This window comes from Candidatus Poribacteria bacterium (assembly GCA_026706025.1).
Lineage (GTDB): Bacteria > Poribacteria > WGA-4E > WGA-4E > WGA-3G > WGA-3G.
The window spans coordinates 151638-168354 of the sequence record JAPOZO010000056.1; the positions used below are offsets into that span (position 1 = coordinate 151638).

15 protein-coding genes are annotated in these 16717 nt (G+C 46.9%); 13 read left to right on the forward strand and 2 right to left on the reverse strand.

All coding sequences use genetic code 11. From position 1 onward, the window contains the following. Positions 1–59 precede the first annotated feature (59 nt). Complete coding sequence (locus OXH00_13255; protein ID MCY3741976.1) at positions 60–1241, forward strand: ABC transporter substrate-binding protein; 1182 nt, start codon at positions 60–62, stop codon at positions 1239–1241. A 94-nt stretch (positions 1242–1335) separates the two neighbouring features. Here the strand turns inward: OXH00_13255 and OXH00_13260 are convergent, their stop codons facing one another. Continuing rightward, positions 1336–2457: an endonuclease/exonuclease/phosphatase family protein gene (locus OXH00_13260; GenBank protein ID MCY3741977.1), complete on the reverse strand. Its 1122-nt coding sequence runs from the start codon at positions 2455–2457 to the stop codon at positions 1336–1338. Positions 2458–2752: 295 nt separating this feature from the next. On the opposite strand from OXH00_13260, the gene OXH00_13265 reads away from it, so the two are divergent. The 4 genes from OXH00_13265 to OXH00_13280 all read left to right on the forward strand — a co-directional run bounded on the left by OXH00_13265 (position 2753) and on the right by OXH00_13280 (position 5764). Beyond that, entirely contained in the window at positions 2753–3133 is a 381-nt protein-coding gene (locus OXH00_13265) for an SAM-dependent chlorinase/fluorinase (GenBank protein ID MCY3741978.1), read from the forward strand. A gap of 86 nt (positions 3134–3219) precedes the next feature. After that, positions 3220–3999: a TdeIII family type II restriction endonuclease gene (locus OXH00_13270; GenBank protein ID MCY3741979.1), complete on the forward strand. Its 780-nt coding sequence runs from the start codon at positions 3220–3222 to the stop codon at positions 3997–3999. Continuing rightward, on the forward strand, positions 3989–5032 hold the full coding sequence (locus tag OXH00_13275; GenBank protein ID MCY3741980.1) for an aminoglycoside phosphotransferase family protein: 1044 nt from the start codon (positions 3989–3991) through the stop codon (positions 5030–5032). Before OXH00_13270 ends, OXH00_13275 begins: the two co-directional genes overlap by 11 nt. Beyond that, positions 5033–5764 carry a creatininase family protein gene (locus tag OXH00_13280; protein MCY3741981.1) on the forward strand — a complete coding sequence of 244 codons (732 nt, stop codon included), beginning with the start codon at positions 5033–5035 and terminating at the stop codon, positions 5762–5764. A gap of 159 nt (positions 5765–5923) precedes the next feature. Here the strand turns inward: OXH00_13280 and OXH00_13285 are convergent, their stop codons facing one another. Next, positions 5924–6712 (reverse strand): aldolase/citrate lyase family protein, encoded by a 789-nt coding sequence (locus OXH00_13285; protein ID MCY3741982.1) that lies wholly within the window; start codon positions 6710–6712, stop codon positions 5924–5926. A 211-nt stretch (positions 6713–6923) separates the two neighbouring features. Here OXH00_13285 and OXH00_13290 point away from each other — a divergent pair, with 211 nt between their 5' ends. The 8 genes from OXH00_13290 to OXH00_13325 all read left to right on the forward strand — a co-directional run bounded on the left by OXH00_13290 (position 6924) and on the right by OXH00_13325 (position 16667). Beyond that, the gene (locus tag OXH00_13290; protein MCY3741983.1) at positions 6924–7706 is read left to right on the forward strand and encodes a hypothetical protein; all 783 of its coding nucleotides are present in this window, start codon (positions 6924–6926) and stop codon (positions 7704–7706) included. Between the two features lie 152 nt (positions 7707–7858). Then, entirely contained in the window at positions 7859–8083 is a 225-nt protein-coding gene (locus tag OXH00_13295; protein ID MCY3741984.1) for a CopG family antitoxin, read from the forward strand. A gap of 106 nt (positions 8084–8189) precedes the next feature. Continuing rightward, entirely contained in the window at positions 8190–8798 is a 609-nt protein-coding gene (locus OXH00_13300) for a hypothetical protein (GenBank protein MCY3741985.1), read from the forward strand. 294 nt (positions 8799–9092) lie between these two features. Next, positions 9093–9644: a bifunctional pyr operon transcriptional regulator/uracil phosphoribosyltransferase PyrR gene (pyrR, locus tag OXH00_13305; protein ID MCY3741986.1), complete on the forward strand. Its 552-nt coding sequence runs from the start codon at positions 9093–9095 to the stop codon at positions 9642–9644. Then, on the forward strand, positions 9641–11023 hold the full coding sequence (locus tag OXH00_13310; protein MCY3741987.1) for a dihydroorotase: 1383 nt from the start codon (positions 9641–9643) through the stop codon (positions 11021–11023). The genes pyrR and OXH00_13310 overlap by 4 nt, the downstream gene beginning before the upstream one ends. Before the next feature lie 138 nt (positions 11024–11161). Next, on the forward strand, positions 11162–12328 hold the full coding sequence (carA, locus tag OXH00_13315; GenBank protein MCY3741988.1) for a glutamine-hydrolyzing carbamoyl-phosphate synthase small subunit: 1167 nt from the start codon (positions 11162–11164) through the stop codon (positions 12326–12328). Between the two features lie 118 nt (positions 12329–12446). Next, a complete protein-coding gene (gene carB / locus OXH00_13320) occupies positions 12447–15749 on the forward strand; it encodes a carbamoyl-phosphate synthase large subunit (protein MCY3741989.1) in 3303 nt (1100 codons plus the stop codon). 150 nt (positions 15750–15899) lie between these two features. Further along, entirely contained in the window at positions 15900–16667 is a 768-nt protein-coding gene (locus tag OXH00_13325; GenBank protein MCY3741990.1) for a DNA helicase UvrBC, read from the forward strand. Positions 16668–16717: the final 50 nt, after the last annotated feature.

The following is a 16717-nucleotide window of genomic DNA, read 5'->3' on the forward strand; positions in this document are numbered from 1 at the left end:
TGAGTTCTCATTTCGGTGAGAATTCGTTCGCTGCTAACCCTAATGAAGAGAGATCCGAGATGAAGTTTAAAACTTTTACATTTATATTTTTCTTTGCTATTGCTGGATTGGTTGCCGGTATGATCGGCTGTGAGCGAGTGGCGCAAGTTTTTGAACCTGCTACTCAGCCAGAGGGGTTCAGTGGGGAAATTCCTATTGGTGTTGTCTTGCCTCAGACGGGAGACTTAGGGCCGGGGGAATTCGGGCCAGGTGCCTTGGTGATGGAAAATAGTTTTAATATGGCACTTGAGGAGATTAACACCTCACAACTACTCGGCGATGTGAGCCTTAAATTCATTACTGAGGACGATATGAGTACTGTAGAGGGTGCCATTGAGGCTTTCAATAAACTGATCCACCAAGACAAAGTGTCTGTTATTCTGGGTGTCTGGACCTCACAGGTTGCAAAATCTGTTTTTCCAATTGCACAGGAAAATGGAGTCGTGGCTTTTAGTCCTGTCGTCGTGGCCGCTGGCTTGGCGGAGATCGGTGAATTTATATTCCGAGCGAGTCACTCTACAGATGTATTAATTCCCAGCGGTGTTAAGGTGACACAGGAGAAACTGGGTTACCAGCGAGTTGCGACGATAGCAGATACGGTCGATTTCGCTTCGCGGGTGAGTGATGAAGGATATAGAAAAGCCCTCGCTGATAGCGGCGTTGAGGTGGTAACTACGGAGACTTTTGAAACCGGGGACACCGATTTTTCCGATCAATTAACTCGGATAAACGCATTGAATCCGGACGCTATTTTTGTTTCAGCGCAACAGATAGAGGTTATTAAAATTCTCACCCAGGGGCGTGAACTTGGAATTTCTGCGGATGTTCCGTTTATTAGCATCGTTTTGTCTGTGGATGAAATCCGAAGTGCTGGGGCTGCGGCTGAGGGAGCGATTACCTTCACGGATTGGGTCAGTACAGCAGACACACCGGGAAATCAGGCTTTTGTTCAGAATTACACCGCAAGATACGGTATGGAACCCAGCGTTTGGGCTGCACAGCCGTATGCCGCAGTCTATATCCTTGCGGAAGCGATTACAAACGCCCAATCAACGGATTCAAAAGCGATTGCTGCTGCACTTGCTGACATTAAAGATTTTGACACTATTTTGGGTAAGTTCTCTTTCGATGCCAACGGAGACGCAATCTATGACCCGGTCGTTCTGATTGTGAAGAATGGCAAACTTGAGGTTTTCGAGTAGGGACGTGTCTGATTAAATGGAAAGCGCGCTGTGGCGGATTTTCAAATCCCGTCGTAGCGCGCTTTACTTTTTTTCAGTGCCAGACGATTTTGCACTACTCAAATACGAGATGTGCAACGACCCCCGCATGGTCGGAGGGCCACAACCCAGAGGCTAACCGATTTGAAGGTTTATCGCCTACGGTGTGTGTCATGACAGAAGTTGGTAGTTCCAGGTTTCGGACAAAGATCTGGTCAATCCGGACAGAGAGATCACTCACCTCGTTGAGGATGTCATCGTCTTGGCAACAAGTTTTACCAGTGCCTTCGGAGTCCATCTGCCAAACGTCAACATACCCCGCCGACAGTAAAATTTGATAAGCAGTGCCGTCTGGTGCTCTTGTATTAAAATCCCCTAACAGGATGATTGGTAAAGTTTCGTCTTGAAGGTTATTTACGAGTTCTTGTGCTTGTGCCACTCGGCTTCCCTGTCCTAATTCCTCTGCCTCCAAATGTGTATTAATAACGCGGTAGGTAACACCTGAAACGGTAGCATCTACGGCGACGTAACCTCTTTGCACTTCAAGCCCAAGCATTTCAATTGTGAGTGCCTTTGTGTAGTTAACACTCATAGGTCGCGATACCACGACATCGCTGCGAGACAGTATCACATCGTAGTCGGTTAAACGGACATCATCAATGCCGGTATCGGTGAACATCGGCATCTCAATATCCAGATTTTCAACTTGGGCAGCGACTTGATAACTTAAGCCTTCCGCTTGAAGCGCGTCCATCAGAATTTGGAGAAAATCCAGGACAACTTCTTCAGCTTCAACAAGTCCACCGGTAATCCGATCGCCTGGGCTTTGTCGGCGAATTAACGAAATCTCTTGTAATCCGATAAGATGCGGTTGATAGGCTTTTATAGACTGAGCAATTGCCGCAGCACGACTTGGAAAGTCTGATGCTATAACCGCGTTATACATGTTAGCGACTTCCTGGGGCACCTGTAACAGATTCTCTACAGTTAAAAGTCCGTCTGGACTGCCTCCAACATAAACGTTGTAGGTCATCACTGTGAGTGGTTCCGCTTCCAGTGTACTGTCATCGGGTAGCATCGGGGCTGGTATTCTTTCGCAACCCGAAAGGCTCAATAGAATTCCAAACAACAGCACCATAATTTTCATGGAGCTGACAAATTTTGAAAACTTGCTATAAAAATTCAGTTTTTTTACCATATTCATCTCCAATGTCTCAGTTTTTAAATTGAGGCAACTTTGCTAAGCGGCAATCTTCTAACCGCAACCAATATTGATTTTCCATTACACGTGAAAAAACTGTGCCAAAAAGAGAATACCATAAACCCGCCTACATGTCAAACTGAAATTATTCAACTGCTTTCGCTTGACATTTGTCTACTTTCCGACTATACTTAAGGCAGTTTATAGAAGACGCATGGAGGTATATATCATAGTGAAATTCCGCTATCAATTTTGTTCGTACGACTCGAGTTCAGCACTCATAGCTGTTTTGGTGGCAACACTACTTTTTGTTGGGTGCAGTCAAAAGATAGGGACACCGGAGGCTTCTCAAACGGCATCGCTCACTGGGACAATTGTTGAAATCGACGACCATGGCAATGCTGTGACCGATCTGGAAATTGACCCATTCACCAAACGCGGTTGGAAACTCGGGGACACGCTCGAAGCAGCGTTTGAGACTGGACAGAAAATTCAGATAAAATTCGTTGAAAACTACGGCGATGTACCTGTTGGCGACTATTTGGGCAGGTTTTCGACATCTACCAAACAATTCAAACTTGCGATTAACATGGGCAACATCTCTGACACCTTGAAGTTGAAGACCAAGAGTAAAGTAGTGCTTCAGAAAGTAGAATCGCTTTCAGCAGATTGAGTAAGCCTATCGCGGTGGATAAACAATGTCTATTATGTATCAGCATACTCTCAAACAATATTCCATGTAAAAGAAGGAATTGATAGATGTCTTCGCAACGCCAGACAATGATTAAAGAGACAATTAAAGGTTGTATGCGTGCTAAGCTGCTGTCCTATAAACCTGAAGTGAGGAATATGCCTTTTCATCATCGTTTGCTCGGTAAAGATAGCATAGCTTTATTTTTTTTCATTCACTCCTTGAATACAAAATTTAGCACCTTGTTTTATGAACCAGTAGCAATTGCACTCGCAAGAGGAAGATTTAAGGTTGCAGAAGCCCAAGTTAAGCCTTTTAATAGGATTAGTACTGATGCACAGCAACAGATTCAGACCATAATGGATGAACTCTGGGTCGCAGAAAGGAAACCCAATAAATGTATTGAAATGAAAGAGATCAGACAGGTTTGCCAAACTGGAACTTTGAAACAAGTGAAACAGACCCCGGTGGACCTCTGGCTCGAAAATTATGATGGTGCGTTATTTTTGATTGATTTGAAACCTGTGAAACCCAGTTGGAATCATATTGAGGGATACAAACGAACCCTCCTAAAATGGACAGCAGCCGAATTAGCACGAGATCCAGGGGCAGCTGTAAACACAATGATTGGCATTCCTTACAATCCTTACGAACCAAAACGTTATGAACGATGGACACTGAAAGGAATGTTAGATTTACAGCACGATATTTTGATAGCAGAAGAACTCTGGAATTTTATCGGTGGCGAGGGAACCTACGCGGATTTGTTGGATGCTTTTGAACTTGCTGGTATTGAGTTAAGACCCGAAATTGATAGTTACTTTGAGAAATTCAGATATGAAGGTTGACAATGCCTTTGATAAAACGGAATTACTCCAATACCTCAGCACTGCCTACGGTTTACCTTTGAAGTCCATAACCTTTTTTCCAGAAGGTGAAGATAGCTACGGTTATGTTGTCGCGTCTGAAACAGGTGAAAAGTTTTTTGCAAAAGCTTCAACTTCTGTGCCGAATAGTTGCTTACAGGTTGCATCACTTTTACGGCATCAGTGCAGTATATCTGGTATTGTCGCGCCTTTAGAAACGCTGGCAGGGACACTCAGCGTTCCGTGGCAAGATTTTAGGGTCTCGTTGTTTCCGTTCATTGAGGGCAAAAGCCGTTGGGATTTGTGGAAGGTCGGTAAAGATTTCACGGATGCAGAACTCTCACAAACAGCGGCATTACTCGCAACAATCCATGGATGCCCAGATGCAGTTGCGTCTAATAACCTGACAGTCGCAACGTATGACTTGCCTTTACGGCATGAACTTCACAGGGTGCTTGAGGCACCGGGGAAGATACCGCCTCAGAATCAATACCAGAAGCAGTTAATCGAGGCGATTACGCAACACAGTTCAGAGATTTTACAGACACTTGAGAGATATGATGGTCTCGGATGTTCAGCATCGGCACTACAAACACCTTTTGTCATTACACATGGCGATCCGACACCCGGCAATCTCATTATAGATGCTGAAAACCGACTTCACATAATTGATTGGGATGGTGTCTGCTTGGGTCCACCTGAAAAAGACTTGGTCTCTTTCACAGGCGAACGGTTTGAGGTGGTTTTAGAAAGTTATCTTGCGGAACGACGGAACGGTGCTGCCCTATACGCGGATATTTTCGGGTTTTATATCTACGAATGGACGCTCAATGAGATCCGAGATTACGGCACCAAAATCCTCTTTAAAAACAGTGACACGCAGCAGAACGAGTATGATTGGGAGAGTTTGCAAGACTATCTTCCACCTGATAGGATGTCAATGGAAGATGGTATTGCGGCTGTCCGAAATACACTCGGTAGGTATAGTTTCTTACCGAAAAACAGTGGAGGTTAGATGATGTCTCAAATCAAATCCGTACTACTCTGGGAAAACCAACGGCGTTATGTCCGAGAAGCGATTGATGCTGGTACGCTCAAAGGCGCAATTATTCCCACGGGTAGCACAGAGCAACACAACGAACACTTGGCGATGTATCACGATACGCAAAGTGCTGTCTATGTCTCCAAATTAGCAGCTGAAAAGTTGTTCCCACAGGTGATCGTCACAACACCTCTGGCGATTGGCGTATCCGAACACTGGATGGATCATAAGGGGACTCTCACACTTCGTGCCGAAGTCTTCGGCGAGGTGCTTTATGATGTCGCCGATAGCATGCGTCGGCACGGGATCGACAACATCCTAATTGTCAACGGGCATGCGGGCAACGCGGGTCCCGTGCATGAACGGTTGGATGGCTACCGAGAGAAACTCGGCATTAACATCGAATTCCATTCCTATTGGGAAGCATACACCGCGGAGTTAGTGCAAGAACAAATGGAATCAGGCGTCTGTCCTGGACACGCAGCGGAGTTTGAGACGGCGTTTGCGCTCGCTGCTTTTGCGGAAAATGTTGATTGGAACGGTGTGGATTACGACAGCGCGAAACTCACCATCTCCAATGAAGGTCAAGCGAAATCCGATCGCGAATATCACCATCAAGCAAAACTCGCTACAGCCGACAAAGGGCATGCGATGATTGATGTCGCTGTGGACTGGGTCGCGGAAAAGATGCAGGGGATGCTTTAATAGTTATTGGTTGTCAGTACGGTTTTTCTCTGAAAAACCTTTCGGTTGTCAGTTAAAGAGGGTTGTGGCAGTGTTAGCAAATGTTCCAGCCACAAGTTGTTAACCGATAACTGACAACCGATAACTGACAACTATTAAAACTGATAACCGATGACGACTCTAATGTCCGTCAAGAGCCTTTCGCACCCCGTCACCCTGGTCACGCCACCAACTGTAGAGGATGGAAATATCGGTGCCGATACAGAAATGCCGAACCCCCATATCCAGATAGCGTTTTGTGTCGTCGGCACTTCCGATTTCGGCGCGCGGCGGGACTCCCATCTTTATGGCGGTCTTAAACACCTTGTCATGCGCCTCTTGGATTTCAGGGGCACCGCGTTGACCGACCATCCCGATACTCATAGAGTAATCCGAACCGCCCCACTGAATCATATCAACGCCTTCAACAGACAGCACCTCTTCAAGGTTGTCAACTGTCCCTTTTTTCTCAATCATAATGACGTTGACGACATCACGGAGTGCTTGGACGTATTCTGGCCCGCCGCCGTAACCCATATAGGAAAATCGGCGGGTGGCTACACCGTAGCTGCCCCCATCTTCGGGTGTATCTGCGCGTGTGATACGAACGCATTCCTTGACATCTTCAACATTCTGACAATCCGCGTAAAGCACACTTTGGAAGCCTGAGCCGATTGCACGCTGTGCGATGAAGCCCCGCGGTTCTTGGTCAACCTTAATCATCGTAGAGATGTTATGAAGTTCTGCTGCCCGACACAGGTTATCCAGATCATGCAGATCAAACGGACCGTATTCCCCAACGAATTCAACGTAGTCATACAGCCCTGTATGCCCAATCGCTTCAACGATGGAGGGCCAAGTGGTATGGATATGTGTGCCGACGGTGGGTTTATCAGCGTTGAGTAGTTCTCTAAATGTATTTTTCCTCATGAATTGCTCCTCTGTTTTTGGGTATAGGACGTAGCGTTCAAGCCTCTATTAACTTACCAAATATCTGTACTTTTTACAACAACTTTTGGTGCGAAAGGTTATCAAAAAACGCTTGTTTATTGACCCGATTTCTGTTAGACTTATAACATCTAACTCGGATTTATCAATTTATCCAAACCCCCTTCCTTCAAGACACAGATAGAGGTTTCTCATGAAAAACTTAATGACACTCCCCAAAAATTTTGATGATTACTTGACGATTGAAAACGCTGATCTCCGTTTCAGAGAGGCGACTGATGTAGCAGAACGCGTTATCGGGGCAGGTGTAGACATCTATCCGAACATGGATCACGCTGCGATCTTCTGTGACCCGCCTCACCTCGTCGCAGACGGTTTGAAACAGCTCGGTTATGTCAACGGGTGGGATGCGCGGTGTTATCCGTCGCCTGTTGACGGTTGCGACTATATCAACGTCTCTGCGCAATTGCCCGCAGAGAGTCCGGCACACAGCGAAGGGTGGTTTGATTATGTCGCTGTTGTACACCCCGTTGACAAACTCGCACTGCGACACATGCTCGGACAGGGATACGGCAATCCGTTTATCCATCACCTGACATGGGGACTTGTACCCCCCGAACGCGCCGGTGACGATGATTTTGAATACGCCAATTCCATCGTGCCGTTTATGGTAGAGAAGCGGAGCGTCATCGGTGATGCAATCGGCGATGATCCCGGCACCTTGATTATTGCTTTACCGGAGAACGTCCTTGCCCATCCGAAATTTGAGAAATCTCTGCCGACGTGGCTCGGTAACCTTGACGAAGAAGAATATCAGGTTGAGTCGATGCAAGGTGGCGGTTTTCTGATTCAGTTCTTCGTGCTAACGGGTGGCAGAATTGAGGTCGCCTTGCGTGTAGACACAACGCAGACCTTTAACCCGAAAAGTGTCCACAAGATTTCGGAAGATGAAATTAGTGCTGTGCAGGGTGAATAGATAGGTTTGTTCTTCTTTATTGCGAATTTTGATGTTGATACGGTATAATGCTAATTGACAATTAACTGTTTGTGCAGTCAAAACCGTCTTAGTACTGATGCAACTATCAGTGGGCATTTTAAAATCGATGCTTATCAAAAATGAGATTAGATATGAATCGTAAAAATGTTCCAAAGACAGATTCCATTCAAGAACTCGCGCATTTCTGGGATACATACGACTTAACGGATTTTGAAGACGAACTTGAGGAAGTGGATGAACCCGTTTTTGATTCTCTAATTTCTGTTCAATTGGAACCCGGGGAACTTGAGGTTATTGAAACGCTTGCCAAAGCACATGGAATATCTCCAGCAAATTTAATTCGAGTCCGCGCTTAACTGAGAAAGGTATCCGTGCAGCTTTTCGTTTTGCGGCACAAGCCCTTCGCGCTGATGTCGTTTATCCTATTCACCAATAAAGTTTGATACATAGGGGACTGTCATAATGGCGTATAGCAATTTTACCTTGGCCGAGGTGAAGAAGGTATTTCAAATAGTAGAAACGGTTGAGGTGGAGAATCTTTTTTCGGAGATAGAGCCGGCAGTTCCAAGTTCGGTGCTAACAGCAGTATTGGAACGAAACATGTCGGTAGCCCTTGCTGTTAATACAGAAAAAGCGAAGTCGGAATTGATTGTTGCCAATGTTCTCATTGAACTCCGCGAGAAATTTGAGCGTCGTATTAGCGTTTTCTCGGGCATTGATTTCAACGTTGATGCTGAAAAGGGATTAACAGGGGTCTGTGATTTTTTAGTGAGTTTGTCCCCAGCCCGATTCGTTTTAGAGGCACCTGTCATTATCCTTGTTGAAGCGAAGAAGGATGATCTGACGGTTGGATTAGGGCAGTGTGTCGCCGAGATGCACGCCGCACAACGCTTTAATGCCGAAAATGGAAACGATATTCCTAACGTTTATGGTGCTACGACTTCTGGAACAGAATGGCTCTTCCTCAAATTGGAAGGGCAAAGGCTGTACATTGACACGGAGTTCTACTCTATTCACGAGTGTGACAAAATTCTCGGCATCCTCGCGAGCATGGTGGAGCAAAAAGTGTAGCCCTCCTGGGATGGCTGTAATCTCAGAAACCTGATATAGCGTGTAAAAAAAATAAAAAAGTTTGCAATTAATACACAAATTATGGTATAATATAATAATCAGTAGGATGGTCATATCAAAGACCCTTTTTAATCCAATCCAGAGAGGTTGAAAAAAGGATGCCAGATTACAAGTTGAATCGGACTCAAAATTTAGATTGTCCACCGGACTTAATTGGATGACGCCTTTCTCGTCACATCAGACGGGGGAGGCTTTTTTGTTATTAAGAGATCTTATAGGACAAAAGCAATGGAAATGCGTGAAAAAGCACAAGTGATGAACACCGAAGAAATTCGCCGCGCCTTACTCAGGATCGCTCATGAGATTTTAGAGCGGAACCATAAACATATTGAAGATCTCGTATTTGTTGGTGTTAAAAGCCGTGGGGATTTCATCGCCCATCGCATCGCCGAGAACCTTGAACGCATCGAAAATATTGAAGTCGATGTCGGTGCTATTGATGTTACGCTCTATCGAGATGATATTAATCTCCATGAGACACAGATTCAGGTCAGTAATACTGAACTTCCCTTTGATATTGCTGGCAAAAGGGTTATCTTGGTAGATGAGGTTCTCTATACAGGCCGCACCGTTCGCGCAGCAATGGACGCACTCATGGATTTCGGTAGACCCGCCGCAATCCAATTGGCGACGCTGATCGACAGAGGTCATCGCGAACTGCCAATTGCTGCCGATTACGTCGGCAAAAACGTACCCACATCACGCAGAGAGTTTGTACGGGTGCAGCTTGCCGAGGAAGAGCCTGGCATAGACGCAGCAATCATTTATGAAAGGGAGGGTGAATGAGCGACGCGTGTATCATTAACGGACGTATTATCGATCCAGCGAATAATATTGATGAAGTCGGGAATCTGTTTATCACTGATGGCAAGATTACCAGTATCAGTCACCAGTCCTCAGTCACTGTAGGGGCGAGGTCACCGCGAAGAAACACCCCAGCAAAAACACCGCACGGGGTGGGCAACCTGAAGAAACACCCCAGCAAAAACACCCCTACGGAAACTGGAAACTTCTTTTACGATGCGATGGGACAGGTTGTCGCACCGGGTTTAATCGATATGCATGTCCACCTCCGGGAACCCGGGTTTGAGCATAAAGAGACGATCGCTACTGGCACGGCGGCGGCAGCGGCAGGTGGATTCACCTCTGTTGCTTGCATGGCAAACACCTCACCAGTGATAGATACACCCGAAAAGATTACGCAGATTTATGACATCGCCGAAGCAACGGCGAAGACAAATGTGTTCCCGTTTGGCAGTATTACCAAGGATCTCGCGGGCGAAGAATTGACCGATATGCGTGGAATGCATTCAGCAGGGGCAGTCGGTTTCAGCGATGATGGCGTTACTGTCATGAACGCCGCTCTCATGCGCGACGCACTCGCCTTGAGCGCAGAACTCGGTTTTCCGATCATGGTCCACTGCGAAGAGCATAACCTCAACGCCGGTGCTGTCATGAATCTGGGGGAGACATCCCGAAAACTGGGGCTTATCGGTAGCCCGAACGCTGCAGAAGACATCATCGTCGCGCGCGACATCATGTTAGCGGAGATGACAGGTGGACACCTCCATGTGCTCCACGTCAGCACTGCGGGTGCCGTTAGGTTGATACGTCAAGCGAAAAGACGGGGGGTTCATGTGACTGCTGAGGCGTGTCCACACCACTGGATCCTTACCGATACAGAGGTAGAAAAACAGGGGACGAATGCTAAGATGCATCCGCCGCTCCGCAGACAGACCGATATCGATGCGATCATTAAAGGTTTGTGCGATGGAACAATCGACGCAATTGCCACCGATCATGCACCGCACTCACCTTCCGAAAAGGCACAAGGCATGCTTGAAGCCCCCAACGGAATTATCGGTTTAGAGACATGCCTACCGCTTGTGTTTACATACCTTGTGCAACCGGGACACCTCACATTGGAGGAAGTGATTGCAAAGATGACCGTTATTCCGGCGAATATACTCGGCATTGACCGGGGGACCCTTTCTGTGGGTGCAGTTGGGGATGTTACCGTCATTGATATTGACTCGGTGCATCCAGTTGACGTAACAAAATCTTGTTCAAAAAGTCGCAACACACCTTTCACGGGCTGGGAACTTAAAGGCTGGCAGATGATTACACTTCGGGGAGGGAAGTTAACAGTTAACAGTTACCAGTAAAGAAGTAACCAGTCACCGTAGGGGCGAGGTCACCTCGTCCGCACGGGTTGGGCAACCTGAAGAAACACCCAAGCAAAAACACCCCTACAGAAACTGGAAACTCATACGCTGGAAACTGGAAACTGGAAACTATTAAATATGAAAGCGATTCTGGCATTAGCCGATGGCACAGTTTTTGAGGGCGAGCAGTTTGGCGCGACGGGTGAAACCGTTGGTGAGGTCGTCTTCAATACCAGTATGACAGGCTATCAAGAGGTGTTGACCGATCCTTCCTATAAAGGACAGATCGTCACAATGACATACCCCTTGATAGGTAATTACGGCTGCAACGAAGCAGACGTTGAATCTATCGGTCCACAGGTGGAAGGGTTTGTCGTTCGCGAATATAGCGCATACCATAGCAATTGGCGTTCAAAATGGAGTTTAGATACTTACCTCGCCGAGCATAATATCATCGGCATTCAAGGGATTGATACCCGCGCACTCACTCGCCGCCTCCGAGTTCACGGCGTAATGAATGGATGCCTCTCCACGGAGGATCTGAATCCTGAAAGTCTTGTTGCGAAAGCCAAAGCGTGGCACGGCTTGATCGGTTGGGATTTGGTGCAACGCGTGACATGCCCGAATCCGTATGCATGGCGGAATAGTTATCAGTCATCAGTTATCAGTGGTCAGTTAAGAGATGGATCTGTTAAATCAGAATCCTCTTTAACGGATAACGGACAACGGACAACGGATAACTATAAAGTTATTGCCCTTGATTTCGGTATCAAGTACAATATCTTACGTCAACTCACCGAGCACGGATGCGAGGTCCAAGTCGTACCAGCGAAAACATCTGCTGAGGAGATTCTCGCAGCGGAGCCAGATGGCGTTTTTCTATCAAACGGTCCGGGTGATCCGATGCCAGTTGACTATGCGATCGAAACGATCCAGGGTTTGATGGGCAAAAAACCGCTTTTCGGGATCTGTTTGGGGCACCAACTGCTTGGGCTTGCCCTCGGTGGAAAGACGTTCAAACTGAAGTTCGGACATCGAGGGGCAAATCAACCTGTCAAGCATCTTGAAACCGACAAGGTTGAGATTACCTCACAAAATCATGGATTCTGTGTTGATATTGATTCACTGCCAAATAGCGTTGACATTACGCATATCAATCTAAATGATGACACACTTGAAGGGATACAGCATCGGGAGTATCCCATTTTTTCTGTCCAGTATCACCCGGAGGCATCCCCCGGTCCGCACGATGCCAGTTATCTTTTTTCGCGTTTTACAAAAATGATGAGGGAAGTTAACAGTTAACAGTTATCAGTTACAAGAGGTTTTTGATAATCCCAAACTCTCTTCTGATAACTGAAAGATTTTTTCGCAGAAAAAATCGTATTCTCACTGCGAAGCAAACTGTTAACTATTAAAAAAAATGCCAAAGCGAACAGATATAAAAAAAATCTTAATTATAGGGTCCGGTGCAATTATCATCGGACAGGCGTGTGAGTTCGATTACTCAGGAACGCAGGCGTGTAAGGCACTCAAAGAGGAAGGGTATGAAATAACCCTTGTCAATAGCAACCCTGCCACCATCATGACCGATCCGGATTTCGCTGATCAGACCTATATTGAACCGATCACAGCGGATACGGTGGAACTCGTCATCGACAAGGAGCGTCCAGATGCGTTGCTACCGACACTCGGTGGGCAAACCGCTTTGAACGTGTCTGTCGAACTTGCGGAATCCGGTGTATTAGATAAGTACGGGGTTGAGCTGATTGGTGCAAAATTGCCTGCCATCCAAAAGGCTGAGGACCGCGCGCTCTTCAAAGAAGCGATGACAAAAATCGGTTTGGAGGTCCCTCAGAGTGGTATCGCGCACACTGTGCAGGAGGCACTCGCGTTTGTCCAAGATATAGGATTCCCGGCGATTATCCGTCCAGCATTTACGCTCGGCGGCACTGGTGGCGGTATCGCTTACAACATTGAAGAATACGAAAAAATGGTCACGATGGGGCTTGCTCTCAGCCCAATCAGTGAATTACTTATCGAAGAATCTGTCATCGGATGGAAGGAATTTGAACTTGAAGTAATGCGGGACGGTGCGGACAACGTCGTCATCATCTGTTCCATTGAAAATGTTGATGCCATGGGCGTACACACTGGTGATAGCATTACCGTCGCGCCTATCCAAACATTGACGGATAAGGAATATCAGTCGATGCGGGATTCAGCGATTAAGATTATCCGAGAGATTGGCGTTGACACAGGCGGTTCTAATATCCAATTTGCTGTTGATCCGAAAACAGGTAAACAGGTCGTCATTGAGATGAACCCGCGTGTCTCTCGGAGTTCTGCGCTCGCTTCAAAAGCCACCGGTTTTCCGATCGCCAAAATCGCGGCGAAACTCGCTGTCGGTTATAATTTAGATGAAATTCCGAACGACATTACCGCTGAGACCCCTGCCTGCTTTGAACCGACAATTGATTACGTCGTCGTTAAAATCCCACGCTGGGCGTTTGAAAAATTCCAAGGCACTGATGAAACACTCACAACGCAGATGAAATCTGTCGGCGAGGCTATGGCTATCGGCGGAACCTTTAAAGAGGCGTTACAGAAAGGGCTGAGATCACTGGAAACCGGATGGTTTGGATTGGATAATCACCCACTTGATGAACTTCCGTTGTCTGAACTTCCGAGCAAACTGAGTATTCCGAATGTCAAACGCATATTTTATATCAAAGCCGCCCTCGCACGCGGGATGAGCATTGAGGAAATCTATGCCTACACACACATCGACCCGTTCTTCCTCTACAATTTGAAGGAGATTGTTGACTTTGAGAATGCTTTGTCCGAACCCGATGTCCGCCAACAGATAAAAGAAGTAACCAGTAACCGTAGGGGCGAGGTTGCCTCGTCCGAAGGGGTGGGGACGGGTTGGGCAACCCAACCCCTACGAAAACTGATAACTGATAACTTGAAAAAAGCAAAACAATACGGATTTTCTGACCGCCAGTTAGGCGACATCTACGAGGTCTCCGAAGAGGCTATCCGCGAATGTCGAAAGGAACTTGGGATTGAGGCAACTTTCAAAACCGTTGATACTTGTGCCGCAGAGTTTGAGGCAGAAACACCGTACTATTATTCTACCTGTTCAAGCGAAGATGAGGTGCGCCCCTCTGATAAACCGAAAATCATGATCCTCGGCGGTGGTCCGAACCGGATCGGGCAAGGCATCGAATTCGACTACTGTTGTGTCCACGCTGCGCTTGCACTCAAGGATGATGGTTATGAAACCATTATGGTGAACAGCAACCCTGAAACCGTTAGCACCGATTACGACACCTCCGACCGCCTCTATTTTGAACCGTTAACGCGTGAAGATGTTCTGAATATCTATCATAAAGAGAAACCGATCGGAGTCATTGTTCAGTTTGGTGGACAAACACCGCTGAACCTTGCTGTTGCACTCAGAGATGCGGGTGTGCCGATTATCGGGACCAGCCCGGAAGATATAGCACGTTCGGAAGATCGCCGACTCTTTAAAGCAGTTTTAGACGATATCGGCTTAATGCAGTCGCCTAACGGTACCGCAACATCAAGTGAGGAAGCTGCGCCTATTGCTGCCGCACTCGGTTATCCTGTTATCGTGCGACCGTCGTATGTTTTGGGTGGGCGTGCCATGCAGATCGTTTACGACGAAGAACTTTTGCACGACTACATGAACTCCGCTGTCGAAGCCTCACCTGAGCACCCTGTACTTATTGATAAATATCTTGAAGAAGCCATTGAAGTTGACGTTGATGCGATCTCCGATGGAAGTCGGACGGTCATCGGTGGTATTATGGAACACATTGAGGAAGCCGGTATCCATTCCGGCGACAGCGACTGCGTGTTACCGCCTTATACCTTGGTAGATGAGCAGATTGAACAGCTCAAAACCTTCACCTACGACTTGGCGAAAGCACTGCGCGTCCGCGGCTTGATGAACGTTCAATATGCGATAAAAAACGATGAGATTTTTGTCCTTGAGGTGAATCCACGTGCATCCCGGACCATCCCCTTTGTCAGTAAAGCGATCGGTGTGCCGTTGGCAAAACTTGCTGCGCGTGTGATGGCGGGCAAGACGCTTGAGGAACTCGGATTTACGCGCGAGATAGAACCCGCCTATTTCAGTGTCAAGGCACCGGTGTTCCCGTTCAACCGCTTCCCGGGTTCAAATACGCGCTTAGGTCCCGAAATGAAATCAACTGGCGAGGTAATGGGAATTGATACGGATGTTTCCCGCGCCTTCGCGAAGGCACAGAAAGCATGCGGTTATACTTTACCCTTGAGTGGCAAGGTTTTCATCAGTGTGAAAAATAAAGACAAGCGCGCAATCATCTTCATTGCTAAAAAACTCACGGATATGGGCTTTGAACTTATCGCTACACACGGCACAGCAAAGGTGCTGCTCCGTAATGGAATGGAGTCGGAACTCGTCTTTAGCATCGGTAAAGGGAGACCGACGATTCACGATTATATCAAGAATCATGCGGTTGACCTGATTATCAATACCCCTACTGGCGACTTGCATCGCCCCAATGAACTCTTAATTCGTGAAATGGCGATAGCCCACGATATTCCAATTTTCTCAACGATACCCGGCGCAGCCGCAGCCGTTAACGCGATTGATGCGCTACAGCGTGGTGATATTACTGTCACCCCGCTCCAGGATTATTTTCAGATGCTTTAGTAGTTACCAGTTGTCGGTTATCGGTTGTCAGTTAAGAAAAAGACTTTATATATCAAGTGCACCTCTTAACTCTCACTGCGAGGCAAACTGACAACTGAAAGATTTTTAAAAAAAAAATCGTACTGAAAACTATTAAAAAAGGAAAAAAAAATGGCGAACGATTCTATACAGAGAAACACCCGGTGGGTTCAGACCTTCGATCGGATTCTTGAGATGCTAAATCTTGACGCGGAACGTCCGGTGAGCATCCTGCAAATTGAAGACGGTAGGGAGATTGTCGTTGTACAACCTAACGCCTTCACTATCTCGCGCATCTATGCGACTGGCCGTCCCGACGGTATGCGTCCACACGGTGTGGATTCTTATTATGATTATTTTTTCGCAAAATTACGGACGTATGAAGAACAACACGGAACGCGGGAGGGGTTTACGTTGGAGTCAGACGAATGGGAAATCCTTTTTGAGGAATCTTTCCATCGGTATACCCGCTACCTTCTATTCGCGGGCATTAAACGATGGCAAGATGTCCAACGTGATACGGCTACCAATATTGATGTAACGAATTTGGCACGCGAATGTGCACCGGCGGAAATTGCTTGGCAGAGTTATCAGTATAAAGGTTATATGCTCATGATGCACAGCATCGCCAACGCCGAACTGAGTTTGCAGGAAAACGATAACGATGCAGCGTTACGGCATATTGACGCAGGCATTCAACAGATTGGAGAGTTCTGTGGTGAATGTCTGCGTGAGGAACATGGAGAAGCAGAAAATATAACGCGGGAACGCTATCTCAACAACCTTATAGAATTTCGGTCCGATTTGGAGACGCTTGACACTGAAACTGCTGAGCCGGAAGGCGACGAGGAAGATATTTTGGCAGAACTGGAAAGATTGCTAAATGAAGACGAGGCATAGGGCACCAGTTACCCGTATCGCATTCAGTAGGGTAAGTGTCTATGCTCCAC